This is a genomic window from Nocardiopsis flavescens (assembly GCF_900141985.1).
In the GTDB taxonomy this organism is placed as follows: Bacteria; Actinomycetota; Actinomycetes; order Streptosporangiales; family Streptosporangiaceae; genus Nocardiopsis; species Nocardiopsis flavescens.
This window is the reverse complement of sequence record NZ_FQZK01000016.1, coordinates 100,989-125,499: the sequence shown is the minus strand read 5'-3', so window position 1 is coordinate 125,499 and position 24,511 is coordinate 100,989. Positions and strand designations below refer to the sequence as shown.

At 73.1% G+C, this 24,511-nt stretch carries 23 protein-coding genes; 3 read left to right on the top strand and 20 right to left on the bottom strand.

The features are described from left to right. From BUE45_RS22895 to BUE45_RS22875, 5 genes are all read right to left on the bottom strand, one after another. Positions 1–364 (bottom strand): ATP-binding protein (locus BUE45_RS22895; protein WP_073381520.1); only part of this gene is annotated, 364 nt, incomplete at its 3' end. Further along, positions 361–1,032: a hypothetical protein gene (locus BUE45_RS34025; RefSeq protein ID WP_073381519.1), complete on the bottom strand. Its 672-nt coding sequence runs from the start codon at positions 1,030–1,032 to the stop codon at positions 361–363. The genes BUE45_RS22895 and BUE45_RS34025, both read right to left, overlap by 4 nt. 289 nt (positions 1,033–1,321) lie before the next feature. Then, positions 1,322–1,579: a hypothetical protein gene (locus BUE45_RS22885; RefSeq protein WP_073381517.1), complete on the bottom strand. Its 258-nt coding sequence runs from the start codon at positions 1,577–1,579 to the stop codon at positions 1,322–1,324. A gap of 231 nt (positions 1,580–1,810) precedes the next feature. Then, the gene (locus tag BUE45_RS22880; RefSeq protein WP_073381515.1) at positions 1,811–2,569 is read right to left on the bottom strand and encodes a class I SAM-dependent DNA methyltransferase; all 759 of its coding nucleotides are present in this window, start codon (positions 2,567–2,569) and stop codon (positions 1,811–1,813) included. 424 nt (positions 2,570–2,993) lie between these two features. Continuing rightward, positions 2,994–4,193 carry an ROK family transcriptional regulator gene (locus tag BUE45_RS22875; RefSeq protein ID WP_073381513.1) on the bottom strand — a complete coding sequence of 400 codons (1,200 nt, stop codon included), beginning with the start codon at positions 4,191–4,193 and terminating at the stop codon, positions 2,994–2,996. 191 nt (positions 4,194–4,384) lie between these two features. On the opposite strand from BUE45_RS22875, the gene BUE45_RS22870 reads away from it, so the two are divergent. The 3 genes from BUE45_RS22870 to BUE45_RS22860 all read left to right on the top strand — a co-directional run bounded on the left by BUE45_RS22870 (position 4,385) and on the right by BUE45_RS22860 (position 7,608). After that, positions 4,385–5,761, top strand: a complete 1,377-nt coding sequence (locus BUE45_RS22870) for an extracellular solute-binding protein (protein ID WP_073381511.1) — start codon at positions 4,385–4,387, stop codon at positions 5,759–5,761. Between the two features lie 120 nt (positions 5,762–5,881). Beyond that, positions 5,882–6,718 (top strand): carbohydrate ABC transporter permease, encoded by an 837-nt coding sequence (locus tag BUE45_RS22865; RefSeq protein WP_073381509.1) that lies wholly within the window; start codon positions 5,882–5,884, stop codon positions 6,716–6,718. After that, positions 6,715–7,608 (top strand): carbohydrate ABC transporter permease, encoded by an 894-nt coding sequence (locus tag BUE45_RS22860; protein ID WP_084737668.1) that lies wholly within the window; start codon positions 6,715–6,717, stop codon positions 7,606–7,608. The genes BUE45_RS22865 and BUE45_RS22860 overlap by 4 nt, the downstream gene beginning before the upstream one ends. 403 nt (positions 7,609–8,011) lie before the next feature. Here BUE45_RS22860 and BUE45_RS22855 read toward each other — a convergent pair whose 3' ends face one another. From BUE45_RS22855 to BUE45_RS22785, 15 genes are all read right to left on the bottom strand, one after another. Next, entirely contained in the window at positions 8,012–11,002 is a 2,991-nt protein-coding gene (locus BUE45_RS22855; RefSeq protein WP_073381507.1) for an alpha-mannosidase, read from the bottom strand. Positions 11,003–11,607: 605 nt separating this feature from the next. Next, a complete protein-coding gene (locus BUE45_RS22850) occupies positions 11,608–12,105 on the bottom strand; it encodes a 2,4'-dihydroxyacetophenone dioxygenase family protein (RefSeq protein ID WP_073381505.1) in 498 nt (165 codons plus the stop codon). A gap of 23 nt (positions 12,106–12,128) precedes the next feature. Continuing rightward, the gene (locus tag BUE45_RS22845; RefSeq protein WP_245833415.1) at positions 12,129–12,890 is read right to left on the bottom strand and encodes an SDR family NAD(P)-dependent oxidoreductase; all 762 of its coding nucleotides are present in this window, start codon (positions 12,888–12,890) and stop codon (positions 12,129–12,131) included. After that, positions 12,887–13,222 (bottom strand): hypothetical protein, encoded by a 336-nt coding sequence (locus BUE45_RS22840; protein ID WP_073381502.1) that lies wholly within the window; start codon positions 13,220–13,222, stop codon positions 12,887–12,889. The genes BUE45_RS22845 and BUE45_RS22840 overlap by 4 nt, the downstream gene beginning before the upstream one ends. Beyond that, a complete protein-coding gene (locus BUE45_RS22835) occupies positions 13,212–14,006 on the bottom strand; it encodes an ABC transporter ATP-binding protein (RefSeq protein WP_073381501.1) in 795 nt (264 codons plus the stop codon). The genes BUE45_RS22840 and BUE45_RS22835 overlap by 11 nt, the downstream gene beginning before the upstream one ends. Further along, entirely contained in the window at positions 14,003–14,875 is an 873-nt protein-coding gene (locus tag BUE45_RS22830) for an ABC transporter permease (RefSeq protein ID WP_084737665.1), read from the bottom strand. The genes BUE45_RS22835 and BUE45_RS22830 overlap by 4 nt, the downstream gene beginning before the upstream one ends. After that, positions 14,875–15,729, bottom strand: coding sequence for an ABC transporter permease (locus BUE45_RS22825; RefSeq protein ID WP_073381500.1), 855 nt, complete (start codon positions 15,727–15,729; stop codon positions 14,875–14,877). The genes BUE45_RS22830 and BUE45_RS22825 overlap by 1 nt, the downstream gene beginning before the upstream one ends. Further along, positions 15,726–16,829 (bottom strand): ABC transporter substrate-binding protein, encoded by a 1,104-nt coding sequence (locus BUE45_RS22820; RefSeq protein ID WP_245833414.1) that lies wholly within the window; start codon positions 16,827–16,829, stop codon positions 15,726–15,728. The genes BUE45_RS22825 and BUE45_RS22820 overlap by 4 nt, the downstream gene beginning before the upstream one ends. A 340-nt stretch (positions 16,830–17,169) precedes the next feature. After that, complete coding sequence (locus tag BUE45_RS22815) at positions 17,170–18,144, bottom strand: LysR family transcriptional regulator (RefSeq protein WP_073381497.1); 975 nt, start codon at positions 18,142–18,144, stop codon at positions 17,170–17,172. A gap of 449 nt (positions 18,145–18,593) precedes the next feature. Then, positions 18,594–20,273 carry a phosphoenolpyruvate--protein phosphotransferase gene (gene ptsP / locus BUE45_RS22810; protein WP_073381495.1) on the bottom strand — a complete coding sequence of 560 codons (1,680 nt, stop codon included), beginning with the start codon at positions 20,271–20,273 and terminating at the stop codon, positions 18,594–18,596. 95 nt (positions 20,274–20,368) lie between these two features. Continuing rightward, a complete protein-coding gene (locus tag BUE45_RS22805; RefSeq protein WP_073381493.1) occupies positions 20,369–21,409 on the bottom strand; it encodes a zinc-dependent dehydrogenase in 1,041 nt (346 codons plus the stop codon). Positions 21,410–21,659: 250 nt separating this feature from the next. Next, on the bottom strand, positions 21,660–22,115 hold the full coding sequence (locus BUE45_RS22800; RefSeq protein ID WP_073381491.1) for a PTS mannitol transporter subunit IIA: 456 nt from the start codon (positions 22,113–22,115) through the stop codon (positions 21,660–21,662). Then, positions 22,105–22,413, bottom strand: a complete 309-nt coding sequence (locus BUE45_RS22795) for a PTS lactose transporter subunit IIB (RefSeq protein WP_073381490.1) — start codon at positions 22,411–22,413, stop codon at positions 22,105–22,107. Before BUE45_RS22795 ends, BUE45_RS22800 begins: the two co-directional genes overlap by 11 nt. Further along, positions 22,410–23,522 (bottom strand): mannitol-specific PTS transporter subunit IIC, encoded by a 1,113-nt coding sequence (gene mtlA, locus BUE45_RS22790; protein WP_073381489.1) that lies wholly within the window; start codon positions 23,520–23,522, stop codon positions 22,410–22,412. Before mtlA ends, BUE45_RS22795 begins: the two co-directional genes overlap by 4 nt. Before the next feature lie 137 nt (positions 23,523–23,659). After that, complete coding sequence (locus BUE45_RS22785) at positions 23,660–24,421, bottom strand: DeoR/GlpR family DNA-binding transcription regulator (protein ID WP_073381488.1); 762 nt, start codon at positions 24,419–24,421, stop codon at positions 23,660–23,662. Positions 24,422–24,511: the final 90 nt, after the last annotated feature.

The following is a 24,511-nucleotide window of genomic DNA, read 5'->3' as shown; positions in this document are numbered from 1 at the left end:
ATCCCCAGGCTGTGGACAACTCTTCGATCATGAGGAGTCCGCGCTGGTCCTCGGCCTGTTGCCATTGGGTGGTGCTGCGGGTGCGGGGGAGGGCGGGGACGGTGCCGCCCAGGCCGTCGTCGGTGAAGCCCAGGGTCAGCGTGTGGTCGTCGGCCTGCCAGAGGGTGCGCACCACGCCGCCGTCGTGTCCGGAGGCGGTGTACTTGACGCAGTTGGCGAACAGTTCGCTGCCGCACAGCACGAGGGTGTCGACCGTGTCGTCGTCGAGCCCGTCCAGGTCGGTGCGCAGGTCGCGGCGCACGGCGGACAGGCGGGGCAGCTCGCCGGGGTAGAGGCGGTGGGTCCACAGACGGTTCGGATTCATGCTCCCACTCCCGTCAGGACGCGCCCGTGCCCGTGGTCGGGCCCGTGTCCGCGCCCGTGGTGCGGGTGCTGTCGGGACGGCCGGTGCTGTTGGGCTCGCGGGCGCTGCTGTTCCTGCTGGTGTTGTTGGGTCTGCCAGCGGCGGACCGCGCCGGCCAGGTCGGCCAGGTCCTCGAACCCGGCCGGGGCGGAGGCCGGGGCCAGGGCAGTGGCCGTGGCCAGGTCCGGAGCCGGGGCCGGGGCAGGGATGAGGGCCGAAGCCGCAGCGGTCGCCGGGGCCGTGGCTGTTGCCGGGGTGGGGGCGAGCAGGTCGCCTTCGGGGGGCCGGGGCGCGGGAATGCGGGGTCCGGTCCACCGGGCCAGACGGGCGGTGGCGGCGGCCTGGATGCGGTCCTGTTCGTGGGCGGTGTAGTAGCGGCGCACGAGCGCGAGGTCCTCGGCGGGGAAGGCCTCGCGGGGCGCGGCCAGGCGCGGGGCCGCGGGCGGGCGGGGCCGGGACGTGGACGCGGCCGTCGCGGGCGGTCGGGGGCGGGTCGCGCGGGGCGGGGCGGCGGCGTAGCGGCGGACCCGGGTCGAGCGGCGGCGGGTGTGCCGACCGCGGGGCGGGGTGAACAGCGCTCGCAGGAGCCCGAGGGCATCACTGAAGAGCGCGGCGGTAAACTGGCGCACGCTGGCAATCCTTTGTCGTAAAGGGGTGAATTGCTGGCCACGACCCCGGGCGCTGACAGAGCGTCGCGGGGTCACGTGGTTATTCGGTTATGGCGCCAGAATAGGGCACACCCGGTGGTGGTGGGGACTTTTTTCGAGCAGGGGGACGAAGAAGATCGCCGGGGCAGCGTCTCCCCAGCTCAGCAATGCTTCACCGTTCTTGCGACATGCGCATTTTGCGCAGAATGCGACCTATTTTCGATTCGCGCGATCAGTACGAAACGACGCGGCGAACGGACGTGAGAACTCCTCATTTCCCCGCGCCCTCCGGGACGAACACGCTCAGCCGGTACCACGTCTCCCGGCGCAGCCGTCCGCACAGGACGTCGATTCTCAGGTCGTCCTGCCGGTACCGCCGCAGGGACTCCCGCTCGCGCTCCCGGTAGGCCCGCATCTCCGCCTCCTCCGAGGTCTCGAAGAGCACCTCCCACCGCCCCGCCGCGTGCCGCTCCGCGTTCTCGCGCGCGCGGCTCCGCTCGCGCTCGCGCCGTGCGCGCCTGCCCGGCATGGCGCCACCTCCCCGAGGCCGACCGGTGGACGGGGCCGGTCCCCGCCCCACGGCATCATGCCCGACCGCCGACCGGGCCGAGGCGGGCGCGGGCCGCAACGGCTGGCCGACCGGACCGACCGGCACCGCGCCCGCGGACCCCGCCCCCGGCGCCCCGGCCGCGGCCCGCCGCACCCGGCACCGAAGCGGGAACCGGGGCGCGGCCGGGGTCGGCGGGCCCGGCCGCGCGGGTCAGTCCACCGTCTTCTCCCACACCGACACGTGCTTCTCGCTCTCGTCGCCGAACGGCGTCCGGTGCCAGTCCTCCCAGCGGTGCACCAGCCGCATGCCCGCGATCCGCGCCATCAGGTCCAGCTCAGCGGGCCAGACGTACCGGAACGGAACGGACCGCAGGCTCCCCCTGCCGTCCGCGACCCGCACGTAGTTGGAGCTGGACCGCTGCGTCGCGGGCTCGTAGAGGTCGAACGCCCACTCCCGTTCCCCCACGTGGAACGGCACCAGCTTCTGCCCCCGGGGCAGCCTGCGCAGCTCGGGGACCCCCACCTCGACGACGAACCGCCCGCCCCGCCCCAGGTGCGCGGCGGCGTTGACGAAGCACTCCACCTGCCCGTCCTGCGTGGTGACGTTCATGACGGTGTTGAAGACCAGGTACACCAGCGAGAACTCCCCCGGGACCCGGGTGGTGGTGAAGTCCCCGATGACCGTGTCGACCCCGGTGCCCCCGGGCTTGGCGCGCATCCGCTCCACCATCGCCGGGGACAGGTCGATGCCGTGCACCGGAACGCCGCGTGCGGCCAGCGGCAGCGCGATGCGCCCGGTTCCCACGGCGAACTCCAGGGCCCGTCCGCCCTCCGCCAGCTCGGCCAGCCGGTCGACCGCGGGGTCGACCCGTTCCGGGGCGAACTCGCCCTCGCCGGGGGTGTCGTAGCGCTCGGCGACGTCGGTGTCGAAGTGGTTCTGCACGGGCGGCGGTCCGCTGGCATCGCTCATGGGCGCGACGCTAACCCGCGCCCGCTCCGCCGCGCACGCGGTTTTCCGTGCCGGGCCCCGGACCAGGAGCGGCGCGGTCGCCCACAAAGGTGCGGAACGGCACGCACACCGGCGGAGCACCGACCGGCGGGGCTCCGCACCGGACGCCGGCCGGTCCCCGGCCCTCGGCCGCCCCTGTGCACCGGCCGCCCCCTGTGCACCGGGCGCCCCTGTGCGCCGACCCCCCTGTGCTCCGGCGCCTCAGGGCCGCCCCGGCACCGGTCCGGGTTCCGCCGTCACCGCCACCGGCACGGACCCGTATCCGCGCCCGGCGCACGCCCGTCTCTTGCGATGCGAGCGTTGAGGTCCCCCACGACCCGCCACCGCGCCCGGCGGCCCGCCCGCGTGCGGGCCGCCGGGGCCCACACCGCGCCCGGCGGCCCGCTCACACCCCGCCGACAGTGGGCGAGTACGACGAGTACAGCACCAGCGAGGCCGCGCCGATCGCCCCCGCGTCCTCGCCGATGAGCGAGGTCTCCACCCGCACCCGGCGCACGCCCCGGGCCAGGGTGCGCCCGGAGACGGCCTCGGTCAGCGCGTCCCGGTACAGGCCGCCCACGTGCGGGACGCCCCAGCCGCCCAGCACCAGCAGCGGAACGTCGATGATGTTGAGCAGGGCCGTGCCCGCGTCGCCCAGCCGCCGCCCCGCCTCGGCGATGACGTCCAGCGCGACCGGGTCCCCCGAGCGGGCCTCGCGGCACACCCGGCGGTAGGCGGCCACGGTGCGCGCCTCGCCGCGCTCGTAGGCGTGGCCGTCCTCGCCCCGGCGGCGGGCGGCCTCGGCGGCGACGGCGTGCGGGGCCAGGTAGGTCTCCAGGCAGCCGCGGTTGCCGCACGGGCACTCCGGCCCGCGGGGCTCGACCACCACGTGGCCGATCTCGGCGGCGTTGCCGCTGCCGCCCCGGTACACGCGCCCGCCGAGGATGAGGCCGCCGCCCACACCGGTCCCCACGTACACGAACGCCATGTCGGCGGCGCGCCGCTCGCCGCCCGCCCAGCGCTCGCCGATGGTGGCGGCGGTGGCGTCGTTGTCCAGGACGGTGGTGAGGCCGGTGCCCTCCTCCAGCGCCTCGCGCAGTGGCACCGACCGCCATCCGGGCAGGTGGGGCGGGGTGACGGCGCCCGAGGTGTCGATGGGTCCGGGGGTGGCCACGCCCAGGCCGAGGATGCGGTCGGGGGCGGGCGCCTCCTCGACGATGGCGCGCACCGAGCGGCACAGGGCGTCGATGACCCGGCCCGGCCCCTGCGCGGAGGGGGTGCGCCGCCGGGTGCGGGCGACGACGTGCCCGGCCAGGTCGGTGACGACGAGGGTGGTGGAGGCGGGGTCGATGTGCATGCCGACGGCGTAGTAGGCGTCGGCGTTCAGCCGCAGCACGGTGGCGCGCTTGCCGCCGCGCGAGGTGGCCCGGCCGTCCTCGCGGACCAGCCCGCCCTCCAGCAGGCGGCGGACGATGTTGGACACGGTCTGGGCGGTCAGCCCGGTCTGCTCGGCCAGCTCCACCCGGCTGATCCCGTCGGCGGAGCGCACGGCGTCGAGCACGCGGCTCTGGTTGAGTCCGCCGAGCCAGGCCAGGTTCGTGCCCATGAAGCCCCTCCACTCCGGTTTCGTGGTCCTCTTCGCGGTACCGGTGGCGGTCCCACCAGAGCGTAACCGCACTGGAAGCACCGACTTACCCCATTGTCTTTATCCAAGCTTTTGAGTAATGATGTGTCACACATCACTTCGGCTCAAGGCAGGTCGACCGTTCCCCAACCTCATCGCCACAGGAGCGCACGATGGAAGGAACCGGACCACACACCCCACGACCGGCGGCGGTGGCCGCCGCGGCCCTGGCACTGGCGCTCGCGGCCACCGGATGCGCGGGCGGCGCCGACGACAGGGACGAGAACACCGTCCGCATCGCCTACCAGAAGTTCGGCACCTTCATCGCGATGGATTCGCTGATGCAGAAGGTGAAGGAGGAGTTCGAGGCGGACAACCCCGGGGTCACCGTCGAACTCCAGGCCATCGAGGCTCCGGCGGAGGACTACCAGACCCAGGTCAACCTCATGAACGGGTCGGCGGGCGAGGCCCCCGACCTCATCTACCAGGACTCCTTCACCATCAACCAGGACGCCGACGCCGGCTACCTGATGCCGCTGGACGAGTACTTCGACGCCTGGGAGGACGCCGGGCTGTTCAGCCCCCAGGAGGCGGAGGCCGTCACCTCCCTGTCCGGGGAGCGGTACGGCGTCATGCTCGGAACCGACGTGCGGGGCCTGTGGTACAACGCCGACCTCCTGGAGCAGGCGGGCGTCGAGACCCCCTGGGAGCCCGCCACCTGGGACGAGGTCCTGGAGGCGGCCCGCGCGGTCAAGGGCGAGTTCGGCGACGGGGTCGCCCCGCTCAACGTCTACTCGGGCACCCCGGCCGGGGAGGCCGCCTCCCTCCAGGGCTTCCAGATGCTGCTCTCGGGCACCGACGACGCCCTCTTCGACGAGGGCTCGGAGAAGTGGGTGACCGGCGCCGCCGGGTTCACCGAGTCCCTGGAGTTCGTCCACACCGTCTTCGACGAGGACCTGGGGCTGGACGTGCAGGACGCCCTGGACACCAACGTCGGCACCGTCAACAACGAGGAGCGGTTCCCCTCCGGGGAGCTGGCGATCAGTCTGGAGGGCTCCTGGGCCACCCAGTCGTGGATCCCCGAGGCCAACCGGCCCTGGGACGGCTGGGAGGACTCCATGAGGTTCACCCCGATGCCCACGCGGGAGGGGCAGGGCGAGGGCGCGACCAGCATGTCCGGCGGCTGGGCCCTGTCGATGGGCGCCCACGCGACCGACCCGGAGCTGGCCTGGGAGGTCATGACCTACGCGCTGTCCCGGGAGAACGCGGTGAAGTTCGCGATCGAGGGCGGCCAGATCCCGGTCCGCTCCGACGTGGCCGAGGACCCCGCGTTCCTGGAGAACGCCCCCCTGGCCGAGGAGTTCGCCGCGCTGGTGGACATCACCGGGTTCCGCCCGGCCTACAGCGAGTACCCGCGCGTCTCCATCGCGGTGCAGGAGGCCATGGAGGCGGTGATGCTCGGCGAGGCCACACCCGAGGAGGCGGCGGAACTCTACGCCCAGGAGGTGGAGGGCCTCGTCGGGCCCGACAACGTCACCGGCGGTTCCTGAGCCGTGGGGACCGTGTCGCAGACCCGCGCCCCCGGACCTCCCGGTGGCGCGCCGCAGGACCCGCCCCGGACGCGCAGCTCCCGTCGCGCCCGGGGCGGGGCCGCCCGCTGGGTGATCCCGATGGCGCCCGCGCTGTTCCTGATGCTGGCGTTCTTCGCCGGGCCGATCCTGTGGACCGTGTGGGCGTCGTTCACCAACGAGGCGCTGACCGGGGCGCAGGCCGCCAACACCGAGTTCGTGGGGCTGGACAACTTCGAGCGGCTGGTGCAGGACACCCGGTTCCGGGCGGCGGCGGTGCTCACCGTGCTGTTCCTGCTCGGCTCCATCCTGGGCCAGACCGTGCTGGGCCTGGCGCTGGCGCTGCTGCTGCGCAACCGGCACGCGGCGGTGCGCGGAGCCGTGGGCGCCGTGGTGGTGGGGGCCTGGGTGGTGCCCGAGGTCGTGGCGGGGTTCGTGTGGTACGCGTTCCTCGAACGCGAGGGGACCCTCAACGCCCTGCTCGGCGCCTTCGGCTCCGAGGGGCAGAACTGGCTCTTCACCGCGCCGCTGCTGGCGGTGGTCCTGGCCAACGTCTGGAAGGGCACCGCCTTCTCGATGATGACCTACGGGGCCGGGCTGTCGGAGGTGCCGCAGGACCTGGAGGAGGCGGCCCGGGTGGACGGGGCGTCCGGCCGGCAGGTGCTCTGGTACGTGGTGCTGCCGCTGCTGCGGCGCACCCTCGCCACCACGCTGCTGCTCATCACCCTCCAGACCGTGCAGGTGTTCACGCTCATCTACGTGATGACCGCGGGCGGTCCCGGGTCGCGCAGCACCACGCTGCCGCTGCTCATGTACCGGGAGGCCCTGGACCTGGGCGACCTGGGGTACGGCACGGCGATCGCGCTGGCGCTGCTGGTGGTCGCCGGGCTGTTCTCGATCGTCTACGTGCGGATGCTCAGCAAGGAGGAACCGGCATGACCGCTCTGAGACCGCGTGCGCGCTCCGGATCCGGCCGGCCGCGCCCGTCGTTCGCGGCGGTCGCCTCGCCGGGGCGGGCCGCCGGGGCGGTGCTGGTCCACCTGGTCCTGGCGGTGCTGGCGCTGCTGTTCCTGCTGCCGCTGCTGTGGATGCTGTTCGCGTCGGTGGACGGGGAGGCCACGCTGCGGGCCGGGGCGCCGAGCGCGTTCACGCTGGACAACTTCCGGGCGATCCTCACGCCGGAGATCGTGTACCGGCCGTTGTGGAACAGTGTGCTGACCTGCGGCGGGGCGGCGCTGATCACCGCGTTCTGCTCGATGCTGGCGGCCTACCCGCTGTCGCGGTACACGCTGCGGTTCAAGCGGCCGTTCCTGTACACGGTGCTGTTCGCGACGGGGCTGCCGATCACGGCGATCATGGTGCCGGTGTACGGGCTGTTCGTGAACGCGGGGCTGCTGAACTCGCTGTGGGCCACCACCCTGTTCCTGGCGGCGAGCACGCTGCCGTTCGGGATCTGGCTGACGAAGAACTTCATCGACGGCATCCCCATCGCCCTGGAGGAGGCGGCGTGGGTGGACGGCGCCTCCACCTGGCAGTCGATCCGCTACCTGGTGGCGCCGCTGCTCGCCCCGGGCCTGGCGGTGGTCGGGATCTTCACGCTGGTGAGCACGTGGGGGAACTTCTTCGTGCCGTTCATCCTGCTGACCAGCCCGGACAAGATGCCCGCGGCGGTGCGGGTGTTCACGTTCTTCGGGCAGTACGGTTCGGTGCGCTACGGCGAGCTGGCCGCGTACTCGCTGCTGTACACGCTGCCGGTGGTGGCGCTGTACCTGGCGGTGTCGCGGGCGATGGGCGGCCGGTTCACCCTGGGCGGGGCCATGAAGGGCTGAGCCCGCGCGGTGGTGGTGCGCCCCCCGCGGGGGGCGCACCACCGCCGCTGCCGTGCCCCGGGCCCGCCCCGGGGGACACACCGGCACCGCGGACCTGCGGACGCCCGCCCGGCCTCCGGATGGCACACGGGCACGGCGGCGGGGCGGGCCCGGAAGGCGGGACGCACACGCCCCACCGGGCACACGGGCACCACAGCCGCCCCCGGCCTGTCGACAACCGCACCCGCCCCACCGGCCCATCGACCCCGCACCGAACCGGCGGGGCGAAGCGCACACGCACCACCGGGCACACCGGCGCCGCGCACGACCGACCTCCGGAGAGCACACGCACACGCCCCACCGGAACGGCGGGGCGCGCCGGGCCCGCGGCCCGGGGCGCCCCGCCCTGTCCGGCGTCCGTGCCTCAGCGGGCCAGCCGCAGGGTGACCACCTGGAACGGGCGCAGCGAGAACGCCGTCCCGTCCCCGTCGGTCTCCAGCTCGGGCGCGTCCTCGTACTCCTCCTCCAGGAGGTTCACCGCGCTCACCCCGGCCACCGGGAACCCGAAGCGCACCGCGGCGCGGGTGCGGGCCCCCAGCGACTCGTAGAGGCGCACCACCACGTCGCCGGAGCGGTCGTCGGCGGGCTTGACCGACTCCACGGCCACGCCGGCGCCCTCCACCCGCACCAGCGGCTCCACCGTGCCCGAGCCGCCGACCTCGCGCGGCGGCAGGTTGAGCCGGTACCCCTCGCGGACGGCGTCCGCGATCTCCGCGCCCGGGACCAGCGCGTACCGGAACCGGTGCTCGCCCTGGTCGGTCTCGGGGTCGGGGAAGCGGGGCGCGCGCAGCAGGGAGAGCCGCACCGTCGTGGTGGTGCCCCCGTCCTCGCGGACGTCGCGGGTGACGTCGTGGCCGTAGGTGGAGTCGTTGACCAGCGCGGCCCCGTAGCCGGGCTCGCCCACGTGCACCCAGCGGTGCGCGCAGATCTCGAACCGGGCGGCGTCCCAGGAGGTGTTGGTGTGCGTCGGGCGGCGCACGTGCCCGAACTGGATCTCCGAGGCGGAGGTCTCCGCCCGCACGTCCAGGGGGAACGCCGCCTTGAGGAACTTCTCGCGCTCGTGCCAGTCCACGACCGTCTCCACGTCCAGCCTCCGCGACCCGGGGGCCAGGGTGAGGACCTGCACGACCGAGGAGTCGCCGAAGGAGCGGGCGATCCGCAGGCCGTGGTCGACGGGCTCCAGCGCGTCCACACCGGTCAGGTCGGTGACGGTGTTGCGGTAGAAGGAGTCCACGTCCCAGGCGTCCCACTGGTTGGGCAGGTCCTGGTGGAGCTGGAGCAGGTTGGCCGGGCCCGCCAGCGCCTCCCGGCCGGTCTCCCGGTCGACGACGGAGGTGACCAGGCCGTGGACGTCCACCCGGACCGTGAGCAGGCCGTTGTCCAGCAGGAACCCGCCGTCCTCGGCGGCGGTGGCGGTGTCCCCCGCCCCGGCGGGCCGGGGCGCGGCGCCCAGCGCCGGTACGCCGCCGCGGTCGTGCGGGGCGGCGTTGAACTCGACCACCCCGTCCCCAGGTTCGACCAGCAGGCCCTGGGCCCGGTCGATGAGCGCGCCCAGCTCGGCCTCCGCCTCCGCGTAGGTCTCCGCGGCCTCCCGGTGGACCCAGGCGATGGAGCTGCCCGGCAGGATGTCGTGGAACTGGTTGAGGAGCACGGTGCGCCAGAGCCGGTCCAGGGCCTCGTGCGGGTAGTCGGCGCCGCGGCGCACGGCGGCCGTGGTCCACCACAGCTCGGCCTCGCGCAGCAGGTGCTCGGTCCGGCGGTTCCCCTGTTTGGTACGGGCCTGGCTGGTGTAGGTGCCGCGGTGGAACTCCAGGTAGAGCTCGCCCCACCACACCGGGGCGTCCGGGTACTCGGCCTCCGCCTCGGCGAAGAACGCGTCCGGGCGCTGGATCTCCACCCGCGGGGAACCCTCCAGGTCGGCCAGCCGGGCGGCCCGGCCCAGCATCTCGCGGGTGGGGCCGCCCCCGCCGTCGCCGTGGCCGAAGGGGACCAGGGAGCGGGTGGCGCGGCCCTTCTCCCGGAAGTTGCGGGCGGCGTGGGCCAGCTCGTGTCCGGTCAGCTCGGAGTTGTAGGTGTCCACCGGCGGGAAGTGGGTGAAGACCCGGGTGCCGTCCAGGCCCTCCCAGCGGAACGTGTGGTGCGGGAAGGTGTTGGTCTGGCTCCAGGAGATCTTCTGGGTGAGGAACCAGCGCGATCCCGACAGGCGGATGAGCTGGGGCAGCGCCGCGGAGTAGCCGAAGGAGTCGGGGAGCCACACCTCCTGGGTGTCGATCCCCAGCTCGTCGCGGAAGAAGCGCTTGCCGTACACGAACTGGCGGGCCAGGGCCTCGGAGCCGGGCATGTTGGTGTCGGACTCCACCCACATGCCGCCGACCGGGACGAACCTGCCCTCCTTCGCGGCCCGCGCCGCGCGGGCGAATACGTCGGGGCGGTGCTCCTGGAGCCACGCCCACTGCTGGGCCTGGGACATGGCGAAGACCAGCTCGGGGTGGTCGTCCAGGAGGTTGACCACGTTGGCGGCGGTGCGGGAGACCTTGCGCCTGGTCTCGCGCAGCGGCCACAGCCAGGCGGAGTCGATGTGGGCGTGGCCCACGGCCGAGAGGCGGTGCGCGGCGGCGGCCGCCGGGGAGGCCAGCACCCCGGCCAGGGCCTCGCGGGCGCGCCCGGCGGTGCCGGGGACGTCCTGGAGGTCGAGCAGGTCCAGGGAGCGCTCCACGGCCCTGAGCAGCTCCCAGCGGCGGGGGTCGCCGTGGTCGAGCTCGCGCATGACGCCGCCCAGGACGTCGAGGTCCATGGCCAGCTCCCACACCTGCTCCTGGAAGACGGCCAGGTCGGCGCGGACCAGCCGGTACAGGGGCGCGCCGTCGGGTCCGGCGGGCGCGGTGCCCAGGTCGGTGGCCTGGAAGGGCGGGTCGCCCAGGATCACGGGGTTGGCGGCGGCCTCCACGTGGAGGTCGACGTCGGCCCCGTCGGGGACGCGGACCCAGGCGTTGCGCGGGTTGAGGCCCTTGACCACCGTCCCGTCGGGCCGGTGGACCAGGCCCTCGGACTGGAAGCCCGGCATGTTCGCGTCGAAGCCGAGGTCGAGCACGGCCTCGACGGTACGGCCCTCCCACTCCTGCGGGGCCCGGCCGCGGAAGCGGAACCAGGTGGTGCCCCAGGCGGGGCCCCAGGGATCGCCCACGGCGGCGGGGGTGTGGGGGGCGGCGATGCCCTCCTCCGCGGGGACGGGCTCCCCCGGCGCGTCCCAGCGGGACACCTCCAGGGGAACGGACGGGCCGTGGACTGCGGGCCATACGCGTTCGCGCAGGACCCTCTCCAGGCGGGCTTCGGTGAGCTTGCGGTCATCGTGCACGGTGGACCTCCTCGGTCACGTCCCTGGCCGACCTGCCCAACGTTGCCCACGTCACACGACTTCGTCAACACTCTGGATAAAGAGATGTGAAAAGTCCGTCCCGGGGGACCCGGGCGGGGGCCGCCGCGGGGGGCACCGGGGCGGCACGGGAGCAGGCGGGACCCCGCACGGGGCCGGGGCCGGCGCACGGGCGCGGTGCGCCGCGGTGCCCGGGTACCGGGCAGGGGCGCGGACCGGCCCGAGGACCGCTCCGGCGGACGGGCGCGGAACGGGTGCGGGGCCGCCGGACGGGAAGGCGGGCCGGGCCGATGGACCGGAACTCCTGGGGCTTCACGGCCCTGGCCGCCGCCCTGGCGCTCGCCGGGCTGGTCGGCTGCGCCCTGCCCTGGGGGTCCCCGACGGCTCCGGGCCCGCCCCTGTGAGGTGCCCGAACGCCCTCGCCCCGCCGCGGTGGACCGTCGGCGGGGCGTCGTGGGTCCCGGCGTGCGCGGCGGTGTACGCGCTCACGCCGGGGATGCGGAGACGACCGGCTCCGGGGGATCCCACTCACCCCGGAACCGGTCCCCGGCCGAGGGGGATCCCACCACCCCTGGCCGGCCCCCGGTTCAGCGGATGAGCGGCTCCAGGTAGCCGTCCAGCCCGACCGAGGCGTAGTGGGCGCGGGCCATCTCGATCTTGGTGAAGACGTCCTCGTACCCGGTCTGGGCACCGTTCTCGTCCACGTAGACCATCGCGCCGGTGATGTTGAAGAAGGTGACCATGTGGTCGCAGTCCTCCGGGACCGCGAGGGTGTGGATCTCGCCCGGGGGCTCGTACACGAAGTGCCCGGCCTCGGCGATCCAGTCGTGCTCGTAGTAGTGCCAGCGGCCCTCGATGACGTACCCGAACACGGCGCCGGGGTGGCGGTGGCGGGAGACGATCCCGGAGGCGGTGACCTTGAGCAGGTTGCACCACTGGCCGGTGACGGTGTTGAGCATCAGCGGGCGGAACCACACGTTGGGGGCCTGGGGCACCCACACGCGCGGGTCGTCGGGGACGGCGGCGATCGCGATCTCGTCGGGGATGCCGACGGACTGGGCGATGACGGGGGTGTTGTCGGGCACGGCTGCGCCTTTCTTCAGGGGATTCAGGCGGCCAGGTAGCCGCCGTCGACGGGCAGGACGGCGCCGGTGATGAACCCGGCGTCGGGCCCGCAGAGGAACTCCACCGCACCCGCGACCTCGCCCGGGGTGCCCCAGCGGCCCATGGGGGTGCGGTCCAGGATGCGGGCCTCCGCCTCGGGGTCGGTGCGGATGCCGCCGGTCAGGTCGGTGCTGATCCACCCGGGGGCGACCGCGTTGACCCGGACGCCGTCGGCGGCCCAGGCCACGGCCAGGGACCGGGTGAGCTGGGCGATGCCGCCCTTGCTGGCCGTGTAGGCGGGCACCAGGGGGCCGCCGAAGAAGCTCAGCATCGAGGCGATGTTGACGACGCTGCCGCCCGCGGCGGCCAGCGCGGGCCGGGCGGCGGTGCAGGCCCGCATCACCGACACGAGGTTGATCTCGATGACCCGGGCGAACACGGCCGGGTCGAACTCCTCGCGGCGCCGGATGACGCCGACCGCGTTGACCAGAGCACGGACCTCGGTGAAGGACGCGAGGTACTCCTCGATCCCGCCGGGCGCGGTGACGTCCAGCTCGGTGACCTCGGCGTTCTCGCGCAGTTCGGCGGGGGCGTCGTCGGCGCGCAGCCCGCAGGCCGCGACCCGGTGTCCGCGGGCGGCGAACCGGGCGGCGATGGCCGCCCCGATGCCGCTGGTCCCGCCGACCACGACGACGGCCGGGGGCGAGGTGTCGGCCATGGGCTCCTCTCGAAGGTGGTGGGTGCGCTCGGGGGCGTCGGTGGTCAACGCTCCTCCTCGGGGACCGCGAGCGCGTCGATCCAGTACTCGCGGGCCAGGGCGTCGACCCCGGAGGGCGAGACGCCGCGCAGGTGGACGGTGTTGCCGTCGGTCCCGGCGATGCGGCCGTGGTCCTGGAGGCGCAGGATGTGGTACCGCTCGGGCGCGAAGCCCAGGACCACGTCCACCGGGAACCGGCCGCGCTCGTCGGGGGTGTCGCCCAGGCCGGGCTCGGCCTTGCCGACGGCCTGGAAGCTCAGCCAGCCCTGGTAGAGCAGCACCGCCAGGACGACGGCGGCGATCCGGCGCAGGGTGGGCGAGGAGGCCGCTCTACTCCACATCGGCGGCGGTCCCCTCGGCCTCTCCCTCGGCCAGCAGGCCGTTGACGTGGGCGACGGTGGCGCGGAACCCGGGGTGGTCCACGGCCGACGCCCAGGTCCGGGGCCGGGGCAGGTCGACCTCGACGATCTCCCGCACGCTGCTGGGCCGCCCCGACAGGACGACGATGCGGTCGGACAGGAAGACCGCCTCGTCGATGTCGTGGGTCACGAAGAACACGGTGGGCCTGCGCTCCTCGAAGATCCGGGTGAGGTCCTCCTGGAGGCGGCGCCGGGTCTGGGCGTCGATGCTGGCGAACGGCTCGTCCATGAGCATCACGGCGGGCTCGGTGGCCAGCACGCGGGCGACCCCGAGCCGCTGGCGCATGCCGCCGGACAGCTCGTGCGGGTAGCGCCGCTCGAAGCCCTCCAGCCCCACCAGGGACAGGTACTCGCGTCCGCGGGCCTCGCGCTCGGCGCGGCCCATGCCCTTCATCCGCAGTCCGAAGACCACGTTGCCCAGCACCGTCTTCCAGGGGAAGAGGGCGTGGTTCTGGAAGACGACGCCCCGGTCGGGCCCGGGTCCGCTGACCTGGTTCCCGGCCACGGAGACCGTGCCGGAGGTGGGCCGGACGAACCCGGCCACCGTGTTCAGGACCGTGGTCTTGCCGCAGCCGCTGGGGCCCAGGACGGACACGAACTCGCCCTCGGACACCGAGAAGGAGACGTCGCCGATGGCGACGACCTCGTCCCCGGTGTAGGCGTCGGTGTAGGTCTTCTCCAGGTGTTCGATCACCAGGGCGGTCATTCGTCGTCCTCCATGCCGCGCACCAATCCCCACCGTTCCACGGTGGCTTTCTCGAACGGCGCCAGGATGAGGGCGTCGAGCATGTACCAGAGGATCCCCAGCACGACCATGCCGAGGAAGACCTGGCTCACGTCGCCCACCCGGCGGGCGTCGAACATCATGAATCCGATACCGCTGGTGCCGACGATGATCTCGGCGGCCACCAGGGCCCGCCACCCGTAGCCCAGCCCGGTGCGCACACCGGTGGCGATGGACGGCAGCGCGCCCGGCACGGTGACCTCCCAGAACACCCGCAGGCGCCCGGCGCCCAGCGAGCGGGCGGCCAGCACCAGCTCCCGGGGCACCTGCTCGACGCCCGAGACGACGGCGAGCATGAGGGGGAAGACGACCGTGTAGACGATGACGAACGTGACCGCGGTCAGGCTGAAGCCGAACCAGACGATGACGATCGGCAGCCAGGCGATGTCGGCGATCGCCTGGAAGAACAGCAGGATCGGCCACAGGGCTTTGCGCACCCGCAGGGACAGCGCCGTCAGGAAGCCCATGACGATGCCGATGGCCAGGCCGAAGCCGGCGCCGTAGGCCAGGCGCTCCAGCGAGTCGGCCAGGTAGCCGGGCAGCACGCCCTTGCGGAGGAGTTCGGCGAACTCCACGACCACGCGGTCGGGGCCGATGAAGAACGCGGGGGGGAAGACCTCCAGCGCGGCGATGAGCCACCACAGGCCGACCACCGGGACGAAGGGCCCCAGGGTGCGGAACGCGGAGTTGCGGCTCAGCCGCAGCCACGCCCTGCGGTGCAGCGGGGCGGGGGCGCGGGCGGGCCTGCCGGAGCCGGCCTTCCGCGTGTGTTCGGCGGAGTCCACCGCCATCACCCCTCCCCGGAGGTCATGCCCCAGCGGCGGACCGTGCGCCGCTCCAGGGGGGCCAGCAGCAGGCGGTCCGTGCAGAGCCACAGGACGCCGATGATCACCATCGCGGCGATGATGACGTCGGTCGAGAACGAGGTCTGGGCCAGGAAGAGCGCGTAGCCCAGGCCGGCGTGGGTGGCGATGATCTCCGCGGCGACCAGGCCGCGCCAGCCGTAGCCCAGGCCGATGCGCAGGCCCGAGATGACGCTGGGCATCGCCCCGGGCAGCAGCACCTCCCAGAAGAGCCGCCACGGGCCCGCTCCCAGGGAGCGGGCCGAGCGCAGCAGCGAGGTCGGGATGCGGCGCACGCCCAGCATGGTGTTGTAGGCGAGCGCGAAGAACATGGCGTTCCACACGATGAAGATCACCGCGCCGTCGCCGTATCCCAGCCACAGGGTGGCGATGGGGATCCAGGCGATGCCCGCCAGCGCCACCGAGAAGCGGAGCAGGGGCGAGAAGAACGCGGACAGGGCCCGGCTCGCGCCGAGCGCGATGCCGAAGGGCAGCGCGGTGGCGACGGCGATCACGGAGCCCACCAGGACCCGGTACAGGCTGGCGCCCAGGTGCAGGGCCAGCTCCCCGCTGACCGCCATCTCCCACAGGGCCAGCGCCACGTCGGTGACCTGTGGGAAGACCCGGGTGGGGACCCCGGTGGCGGCGACCGCGCCGGCCCACAGGGCCACCAGCACCGCCAGCGGGGTCACGAACCAGGCGAGATCGACGGCCCACGACCCGGTACGGCCGCGGCGTGGAACGGCCGCACCGGGACGGGGCACCGCCGGGGCGTTACCGCCCCGGGCGGGCAGGTCGCTCATACCGCGCACGAGTTCTGTGCTACCTCGCGGATGAACGTGAAGTCCGGGTCGATCTGCGCGTCGGTGGGAACCTCGGGCAGGTCGGAGAACAGCTCCGGGTTGTTCTCCTCGACGGCCAGGATGGGCGCCGGGGCGAACAGGTCGTTGATGTCGAAGCCGTACTCCAGGGCCTCCTGCTCCTCCAGGAGCAGGGCGACGGTGTCCGCGGCCAGGTAGTTGCAGGAGGAGAAGCGGGCGTCGAGCTGCTGGACGTTGTACTCCATGGCCGCGAGGGCGACCTCGGGCTCGGTGCCGGTCAGCCAGCGCGCGGCGGAGTCGGCGGCGTCCTCGGGGTTCTCGCGGATCCACTGGTCGGTGGCGGCGCGGGCGGTGAGGAACGCCTCCACCAGGTCCGGGTTCTCCTCCAGGAACTGCGGGGTGGTGACGATGTACCCGATGAAGGGGATGTAGCCGCCGCCGCGGACCACCTCGTAGGAGCCCTCGACCTGGTCCTGGATGGTGATCGGCCAGGGGTCCCAGTTGACGGCGGCGTCGGCGCCGCCGGTCTCCAGGGCGACCGGCATGTCCGGCGGCGCGGTGTTGACCAGCTCGACGTCCTCGACGTCGATCCGCTGGTCCTTGAGCAGGCCCAGCAGGTAGAGGTGGTTGATCGACCCGAAGGTGGTGGCGATGGTGGCGCCCTTGAGGGTGCTCAGGTCCTCGGGGTCGATCTCGGAGCCCTCGGCCGCGACGATGGCGGCGGTCTCGTCGACGCTGCGCTGGACCGCGGAGCCGGTGTAGTTGCCGATCAGGGCCAGCTCGACGCCCTCCTGGGCGGCGGCCAGGGCGGGGACGCCGACCTGGATGACGTCCACCTCCCCGGCGGTGAGGGCGGTGATGGCGTCGACACCGGTGGGGAACGGGTCGGCGAGGGTCACGTCAATGCCCTGCTCCTCGAAGAGGCCGAGCTCGGTGCCGACCGGCAGGCCGATCTGGTCGATCGCGGAGACGTAGCCGGCGTTGATGGAGCCGCTGACGGACTCGGACGCGCCCTCCACGTCGTCGTCGACGGTGGACCCGCCGGAGCAGGCCGTCGCCAGGAGGACGAGCGTGCTCGCCACGGCGAGAGGGGCAAGAGGGGGTCGGAGCATGGGGATCTTCCGGTTCGCGTGACCGAACACCCTCGCGCGCGGCTGGCGGGGACCGGGCGTCCGCGACCGGGCTGAGGGGGGCACAGTGGGCCACCCGGGCCGAGGAACACACAGGAGCCGGAACGCAGGGGATCGGGGGAGGGACGGTGGCGGGCGCTGGTGCTGGGGCGGGGCACGGGGGTGCCGCGCGATTCCTCCTCGCGCCGTCGCCCACGACCGTACCGAGATATCCCTGATGCCGTTAAGGGCGATTCTTTTATAGCTATATCAGCAAGCCGAATACAGGGGACTTGGAGGTGTGGAGGACCCCTCATCGGGGCAGCGGCACATGCTTCCTGGCGGCCGACTTATTCGGAATCCTGATCGTGCCCTCCGGGACGGCGCGCTCGGAGATCTCCTTGAGGACGATGCGCGCCGCGGGGTTGAGGGGGCGGGTGGAGTCCCAGCAGACGGCGACGCCGCGCTCGGGCGCCCCCGCGAGCGTCCGCACCCGGACGCCGGTGGTGTCGGCGGTCTTGGCGGCCAGCCAGTTGGTGACGCCGACGCCGATCCCGCGGGCGACCAGGGACACCAGGGTCTGGGGCTGGTTGGTGGCCTGGACGGGCTCGATGACGAGCCCCTGGTCCCGGAACACCTGGTAGGTCTCGAACTCGGAGGTCTCCGGGGCGTCGAGGCGGCCGATCGAGACGATGGGGTGGACCGCCACCTCGTGCAGGGGGACGGGGTCCGGGACCAGGTCCAGCGGGTGGTCCTCGGCGTGCACGACGACCAGGGGCTCGCGCCACAGCGGCAGGCAGGTGACGGACTCCGAGACGGGGCGGGGGAGCATGGGCCTGAGGTAGAGGTCGACGTCGCCGGAGATGAGCGCGTCGTCCAGCTCCAGGGTGGCGCGCTCGGACAGGACCACCCGGATGTCGGGCTCGCTGTCGGCGAGGTCGCGCAGCAGGTCGGGGACGAACGCGGCGCTGACACTGGGGTAGGAGCCCAGGGCGACCATCCCCAGGGCGCCGCCGCGCCAGGGGGCCATCGCCGACTCCGCCTCCTCCAGGGCCTGGAGGACGTTGCGGGCCTGGACGGCGAGGGCGGCGCCGGCCTCCGTGAGCCGGACCGGGCGCTTCTTGCGGTCGAAGAGGGGCTGTCCGATCTCCCGTTCCAGCGCGGCCACGTGCTGGCTCACCCGGGGCTGGGACCTGCGGGTGGACTCGGCCGCGGCGACGAAACTCCCGGTGTCGATCACGGCCAGGAAGGATACGAACCATTCCAGACGTATGTCCGTGTCGAGCATGCGGATTCGCTCCCGTATAAAGTTGTCACTGGGGCTGGTGTTGAGCAGGATACAAAACACGTATCCACCCCAAAGCGGGGCGTAACCCACCCGAACCTGGCATCGCGGTCCATTAAACCAGGACTATTGGTCTTTCTGATCAGAGCATCCGGCCCGGACGCCCGACCGCGCACCGCTCCCGTGCCCCGGGGAGCCCCGATCGGCCCTCCATACGCGCCATAACGGCTTCATGAACATCCGAAGACCGGATCATCCCCGCATTGGATGATCCATGGAACAGTGGCGGCGGAGGCGGGTTCCAGGCCGCCCCCGCCGCGTGGGCGCCGCCCGGTCAGGCGGGGGCGCCCCGTGCCGCGGGCGGCGCGCCGGGCCGGTCCCACGGCCGGACGTGACTCCGCGACGTTCTGGGGACCGCGGCCGGGACGGGGGCGGGGACCCGGCCGCGGCGGTCAGGGGGTGTCGGTGTGCGCGGCGGAGCGGACGGCCTCGCGGGCCTGCTCCGCACCCGCCGCCGCCAGGGCGAGGTGGGCCAGCCGGCGGCACTCGTCCAGGGTGTGGCGGGACAGCGCGTGGCGCACGCCCGGCAGGGCCGGAGCCGACATCGACAGGCTCGTGGCCCCCAGGCCCACCAGGACCAGGGCCAGCAGCGGGTCGGCGGCGGCCTCGCCGCACACGCCCACCGGGACGCCCAGGTGGTCGCCGGCCCTGCCCGCCGTGCCGATCAGGGACAGCAGCGCGGGCTGCCACGGGTCCAGCAGGTCCGGCAGGGAGCCCAGGGTGCGGTCGACGGCCATCGTGTACTGGGCGAGGTCGTTGGTGCCGATCGACACGAAGTCGACCTCGTTCAGCAGCCGGTCGGCGAGCAGCGCCGCCGCCGGGACCTCGATCATGACGCCCACCCGGGTCACGCCCTGGGAACGGGCGAGCTCGGCGAACTCCCGCGCCTCCTTGGGCGTGGACACCATCGGCGCCATCACGCGGATGTCGGCGCCGGTCTCCTTGGTGGCGGCGGCGATGGCGGCGAGCTGGTCCACCAGCAGTTCCCGGTGCAGCCGGGCGGTGCGGTAGCCGCGCACGCCCAGGGCCGGGTTGTCCTCGGCGCCCATCGGGACGAACGCCAGCGGCTTGTCCGAGCCCGCGTCGAGCGTGCGGACGGTGAGCGGGCGGCCGGCGAACGCCGAGAACAGCTCGACGTAGGAGGCGGTCTGCTCCTCGCGCGTGGGCGGCTCGGTCTGGTCGAGGAAGAGGAACTCGGTGCGCAGGAGCCCCACGCCCTCGCTGTCGTGGGCGGCGGCGGCGCGGGCGTCGCCCTCCCCGATGTTGAGCAGCAGCGGGACGGAGACGCCGTCGGCGGTGGTGCCCGGTCCGGTGGCCGTGGCCGCCAGTGCGCGCCGCTGCTCGGCGCGGCGCAGGGCCCGCTGCACGGTGTCCTCGTCGGGGTCGGCGACGACGGAGCCGTCGTCGCCGTCGATCGCCACCACCGTGCCGTCGGCGAGGGTGTCGGCGCCCTCGCAGCCGACCACCGCCGGGATGCCCAGGGCGCGGGACAGGATGACGGTGTGGCTGGTGGGCCCGCCGTAACGGGTGACGATCCCCAGCACCTTGGCCGGGTCCAGGTGGACGGTGTCGGCGGGGGCGAGGTCCTCGGCCACCAGCACGTGCGGGACGCCCGGGTCGGGCAGGCCCGGCATCGGCAGGCCCAGCAGCAGGGACACCGCGCGGTCGCGGATGTCGGCGAGGTCTGCGGCGCGCTCGGCGAGGTAGCCGCCGGCGGCCTTGAGCATGTCGCGGTAGGTCTCGCAGGAGGAGTGGACCGCCCAGGCGGCCGGGTCGCCCGCCTCCGCGCGCTCGCCGATCCGTCGGGCCAGCTCGGGGTCGCGGGCCATGAGGGCCTGCGCCCCCAGGACGGCGGCGGCCTCACCCTCCAGGGCGGCGGCCTGCTCGTCGAGCCCGGCGGCCACCTGCTCCAGGGAGGCGCGTGCGGCCTCGGACTCGGCGGCGGGGTCGCCCGCGACGGGGCGGTCGTCGGGCAGGCGCGGCGGCGGTGCCATGCGCGCCACCGGGCCGACCGCCGCACCCGGCGCCGCCGGGATGCCGCCGAGAGAGGAGAGGGATCGGGTCTGCGCCATGGTCGCTCCGTGGATCGGTGAGTGGGTGGAGGGGAGGGGGTGGGAGGGGGCTCCGGCCGTCGCGGCTCGGGCCCCCTCCCCGGGCTGCGGACGGGTCAGGGCTGGATGGTGACCTTGATGGCCGTGCCGGAGGCCACCGTCTCGATGGCCTTGTGCACGTCGGACAGCGCCATCCGCTCGGTGATCAGGTCGGCGACGGGCACGGCGCCGGTGGCGATGAGCTCCAGGGCGCGCTTGTTGTGCTCGGGGCTGGAGCCGTTGGCGCCGAAGATCGAGATCTCCTTGTAGTGGACGACGTTGGAGTCCAGGGAGATGATCGGGTTGTCCTTGGGCAGTCCGCCGAAGAAGCTGATGCGCCCGCTGCGGGCGACCATCTTGAGGGCGTCCTCCTGCGCGCGGCCGGCGGCGGCGGCGGTGATGATCACGTCGGCGCCGCGGCCGTCGGTCAGGCGCAGCACCTCCTCCACCGCGTCGACCTCCTCGCCGCAGATGGCGGCGTCGGGCTCGACGATCTGCGCGGACATGTCCAGGCGGCCGCGGTTGACGTCGACCAGGTACACCTTCTTCGCACCCTTGGCGCGGGCCAGGCGGACGTGCAGGCAGCCGATGGGGCCGGCGCCCATGACCACGACGGTGTCGCCCTCGCCGACGCCGGCGATCTCCTGGCCGTTGAGGACGCAGGCGAGCGGCTCGGCCACGGAGGCCTCCGCGAAGTCCAGGCCCTCGGGGATGCGGTTGACGCCGTCGACGGCCAGGACGGCCTCGGGGACGATCATGTACTCGGCGAAGCCGCCGTCGAAGTGGTAGCCCATCGACTTCTGGCGCGAGCAGACGGTGAACCGGCCGTCGCTGCACTCGGGGCAGGTGCCGCAGGGGATCGCGGCGATGATCTGGACGCCGTCGCCCTCGGCCCAGCCCTCGACGCCCTCGCCGACCTGGACGATACGGCCGGCGATCTCGTGGCCGATGACGCGCGGCGGGTCGATGTGGTGGTGTCCGTGGCGGAAGATCTTGACGTCGGTGCCGCAGGTGGAGCAGTTCTCGACGGCGATCTTGAGCTGCCCGGGCCCGGCGGTGGGCTCGGGTGCCTGCTCCAGGCGGATGTCACCGGGTGCGTAGAAGCGGGCGACGAGCATGTTAGGGCCTTTCGTGGTGCGAGACCGCGCGGGGTCTTCCGCGCGGACGGGACTGCGCCGGAGGCGTTGCGTTCAAGGGGGGTGGGCTGCGCCGGAGGCGTGCGTTCGAAGGGGCGGCCCGTGGGCGCCGGTCGAGGACGCCGGTGGGCGGCGGACGGGTTCGGGCGGTCCCCCGCCCGCCGCTCCGGGGAGTGAGCGGAGGGCGGGCGGGGGCGGGAAGGACGGCTCGGCCGCGGCGGCCCGGCCGCGTTCAGCCGTCCGAGGCCGGAGGGTTCAGGAGCGCGACGACGTCGGCGGGGTCGGTGGCCCCGCGCAGCCGGGCGGCCTTGTCGGGGTCGGTCAGGACCCCGGCCAGGGCGGTCAGGATGCCCAGGTGCTCCTCCCCCGTGGCGGCGATGCCGATGGCGACGTTGACGGTGGACCCGCCCCAGTCGACACCCTCGGGGAACTGGATCACGGCCAGCCCGGTCTGCTTGACGTGCACCCGGGACGGGTCGGTCCCGTGCGGGATCGCGACGCCCTCCCCCAGGAAGGTCGACACCGACGCCTCCCGCTCGTGCATGGCGGGCAGGTAGCCGGGGTCGACCGCGCCGAGCTCCAGGAGCAGCTCACCGCACTGGTCGATGACGTCGGCGCGGTCCTTGGCGGTGCGGCCCAGGCGGACGGCGTCCTCCGTGAGGACCAGCCGGACGGGTTCAGTCGGCAAGGGTGCCACCGTCCCGGATGGCGCTCTCGACCTCGGTGAAGACCGGGTCGCCCAGGAACATCCGGAAGCCCTTGACCACGGTGTTCGGGACACGGGTGCGGGCGCGGGAGGCCAGGCCCTCCTGGGTCAGGACGAGGTCGGCGTCCTCGGGGATGCGGTCCACCGGCGAGTGCTCGACGGTGACGCCGTACTTGCCCAGGCTGCCCTTGAGCTGGGTGGTCAGCAGGACGCTGCTGCCCATACCCGCGTCGCAGGCCACTACGACCTTCTTGACGTCGGAACCTTGGATGCTGCTCATGCGGCGTTCTCCTCGCTCTTTTCGGCGTTCTTCTGGGCGGCCTCTTCGCGGGCGGCCTTGCGCTCGGAGCGGCCGAAGCCGAGCAGGAGCGAGGCGACCACGAAGGACACCACTGTGGCAGCGGTGACGCCGGCCAGGACGGACAGGTGGCCGCCGGGCGGGGTGACGATCATCAGGGCGATGATGCTGCCCGGCGAGGCGGCGGAGATCAGACCCGCGTCCAGCACCATGAAGGTGGCGACGCCGGCCATACCGCCCGCGATGGCGGCCAGGATCAGCTTCGGCTGGGCCAGGATGTACGGGAAGTAGATCTCGTGGATGCCGCCGAAGAAGTGGATGATGATGGCACCCGGGGCGGTGGCGCGGCTGATGCGCGGGCCGAACAGCATGCAGGCGATGAGGATGCCCAGGCCGGGACCGGGGTTGGTCTCCAGGAGGAACGCGATCGAGCTGCCGTTGGCGTCGGACTGGGTGGTGCCCAGCGGGGTGAAGACGGCGTGGTTGATCGCGTTGTTGAGGAACAGCACCTTGCCCGGCTCGACGAAGAGCGAGACCAGCGGCAGCAGGCTGTGGGTGACCAGGAACTCCACGACGGCGCCGAGGCCGTCGGCGATGCGGCTCACGACGGGGCCGACCGCGTAGGCGCCCAGGATCGCCAGCAGCGCGGCGAGGATGCCGGCGCTGAAGTTGTTGACCAGCATCTCGAAGCCGGCCTTGATGCGCGGCTGGACGACCCGGTCGAAGTGCTTCATCAGGTACGCGGCGAACGGACCCATGATCATCGCGCCGAGGAACATGGGGATTTCCGCGGAGACGATCACACCCATGGTGGCGGCCGCGCCGACCACGCCGCCGCGCTGCCCGTGCACCATGGTGCCGCCGGTATAGGCGATGAGCAGGGGCAGCAGGAACTTGATCATCGGGTCGACGAGCTGCGCCAGGTACTCGTTGGGCAGCCAGCCGGTCGGGATGAACAGCGCGGTGACCAGGCCCCAGGCGATGAACGCGCCGATGTTGGGCATGACCATTCCGGCGAGGAACCCGCCGAAGCGCTGGATTCCCGACCTGACGGAGTCGAGCCTTGGGTTCTGCTTCTGGTCAGTGGACATGTGGGGGACCTCCAGGGAGGTTGGGCGGGTGTGGGCCGCGCCGGTGAGGGTGTGGTGGATGGGGGGCGTCCGTCCGGCTGGACGGGGAGGGCGATCGGACGGGTCACGCACCTCGGTCGAACGGACGCCGGTCCTGGTCAGACCACGCGGACACGGGGTCCGGCGGTTTCCAGTTCGTCGGCGAGGCCCCCTGCGAGACCCTGGTCGGTGATGATCAGGTCCAGGTCCTCGACCGAGGCGAATCGGGCGAAGTTGTCGTTGCCGACCTTGGTGTGGTCGGCCAGGAGGACGGCTCGCCGTGCCGAGGCGATCATGGAGCGCTTGACCTCGGCCTCCGCCGGATCGGGCGTCGTGAGCCCGCGTTCGACGGAGATTCCGTTGGCGGCCATGAAGGCCACGTCCACGAAGGATTCGGCCAGCGACCTCAGTGCCCACCCGTCGACCGTGGCCTGCGTACGGGTACGCAGACGGCCGCCCAGGAACATCAGGTTGATGTTGGTCCGTGTGGTGAGCGTGAGGGCTATGGAGAGGGAGTTGGTGACGACGGTGAGCTCCCGGTCGGAGGGCAGCTGCTCGGCGAGGCGTCCTGTGGTGGACCCCGCGTCGAGCAGTACGGCCCCCTCGGCGGGGAGTTCGTCGAGCGCCGCCTTGGCGATCCGCTCCTTCTCCTGGGTCATGACGGAATCGCGCACGTTGAGCGTGGGCTCGAAGCCCAGGCGCTCGACGGGGATCGCGCCACCGTGGACCCGCCGCAGGACTCCGTGGCGCTCCAGCGCCGTGAGGTCCCGTCGGATGGTCTCGTAGGTGACGTCGAACTCCGCGGCGAGTCCCGTCACGTCGACCCGGCCGTCCCGGCGGGCGCGTTCGAGGATCGCCTGCTGGCGCTCTTCCGCGTACATGTTGGATCACCTGTGTTTCGGTGTGGTTTTCGGTGAGTTTAATCGTGTTGCCTGGGACACACAAGGGGTACCTTCCCCCAATATCCCACC

Excerpts from the sequence above, each read along its gene's own strand:
- BUE45_RS22815 (WP_073381497.1), bottom strand. The coding sequence starts at position 18,144 with ATGCTCGACACGGACATACGTCTGGAATGGTTCGTATCCTTCCTGGCC.
- BUE45_RS22785 (WP_073381488.1), bottom strand. The coding sequence starts at position 24,421 with ATGTACGCGGAAGAGCGCCAGCAGGCGATCCTCGAACGCGCCCGCCGG.
- BUE45_RS22825 (WP_073381500.1), bottom strand. The coding sequence starts at position 15,729 with ATGAGCGACCTGCCCGCCCGGGGCGGTAACGCCCCGGCGGTGCCCCGT.
- BUE45_RS22865 (WP_073381509.1), top strand. The coding sequence starts at position 5,882 with ATGGCGCCCGCGCTGTTCCTGATGCTGGCGTTCTTCGCCGGGCCGATC.
- ptsP (WP_073381495.1), bottom strand. The coding sequence starts at position 20,273 with ATGGCGCAGACCCGATCCCTCTCCTCTCTCGGCGGCATCCCGGCGGCG.
- BUE45_RS22835 (WP_073381501.1), bottom strand. The coding sequence starts at position 14,006 with ATGACCGCCCTGGTGATCGAACACCTGGAGAAGACCTACACCGACGCC.
- BUE45_RS22870 (WP_073381511.1), top strand. The coding sequence starts at position 4,385 with ATGGAAGGAACCGGACCACACACCCCACGACCGGCGGCGGTGGCCGCC.
- BUE45_RS22840 (WP_073381502.1), bottom strand. The coding sequence starts at position 13,222 with ATGTGGAGTAGAGCGGCCTCCTCGCCCACCCTGCGCCGGATCGCCGCC.
- BUE45_RS22795 (WP_073381490.1), bottom strand. The coding sequence starts at position 22,413 with ATGAGCAGCATCCAAGGTTCCGACGTCAAGAAGGTCGTAGTGGCCTGC.
- BUE45_RS22805 (WP_073381493.1), bottom strand. The coding sequence starts at position 21,409 with ATGCTCGTCGCCCGCTTCTACGCACCCGGTGACATCCGCCTGGAGCAG.
- BUE45_RS22830 (WP_084737665.1), bottom strand. The coding sequence starts at position 14,875 with ATGGCGGTGGACTCCGCCGAACACACGCGGAAGGCCGGCTCCGGCAGG.
- BUE45_RS22860 (WP_084737668.1), top strand. The coding sequence starts at position 6,715 with ATGACCGCTCTGAGACCGCGTGCGCGCTCCGGATCCGGCCGGCCGCGC.
- mtlA (WP_073381489.1), bottom strand. The coding sequence starts at position 23,522 with ATGTCCACTGACCAGAAGCAGAACCCAAGGCTCGACTCCGTCAGGTCG.
- BUE45_RS22885 (WP_073381517.1), bottom strand. The coding sequence starts at position 1,579 with ATGCCGGGCAGGCGCGCACGGCGCGAGCGCGAGCGGAGCCGCGCGCGC.
- BUE45_RS22875 (WP_073381513.1), bottom strand. The coding sequence starts at position 4,193 with ATGGGCACGAACCTGGCCTGGCTCGGCGGACTCAACCAGAGCCGCGTG.
- BUE45_RS22880 (WP_073381515.1), bottom strand. The coding sequence starts at position 2,569 with ATGAGCGATGCCAGCGGACCGCCGCCCGTGCAGAACCACTTCGACACC.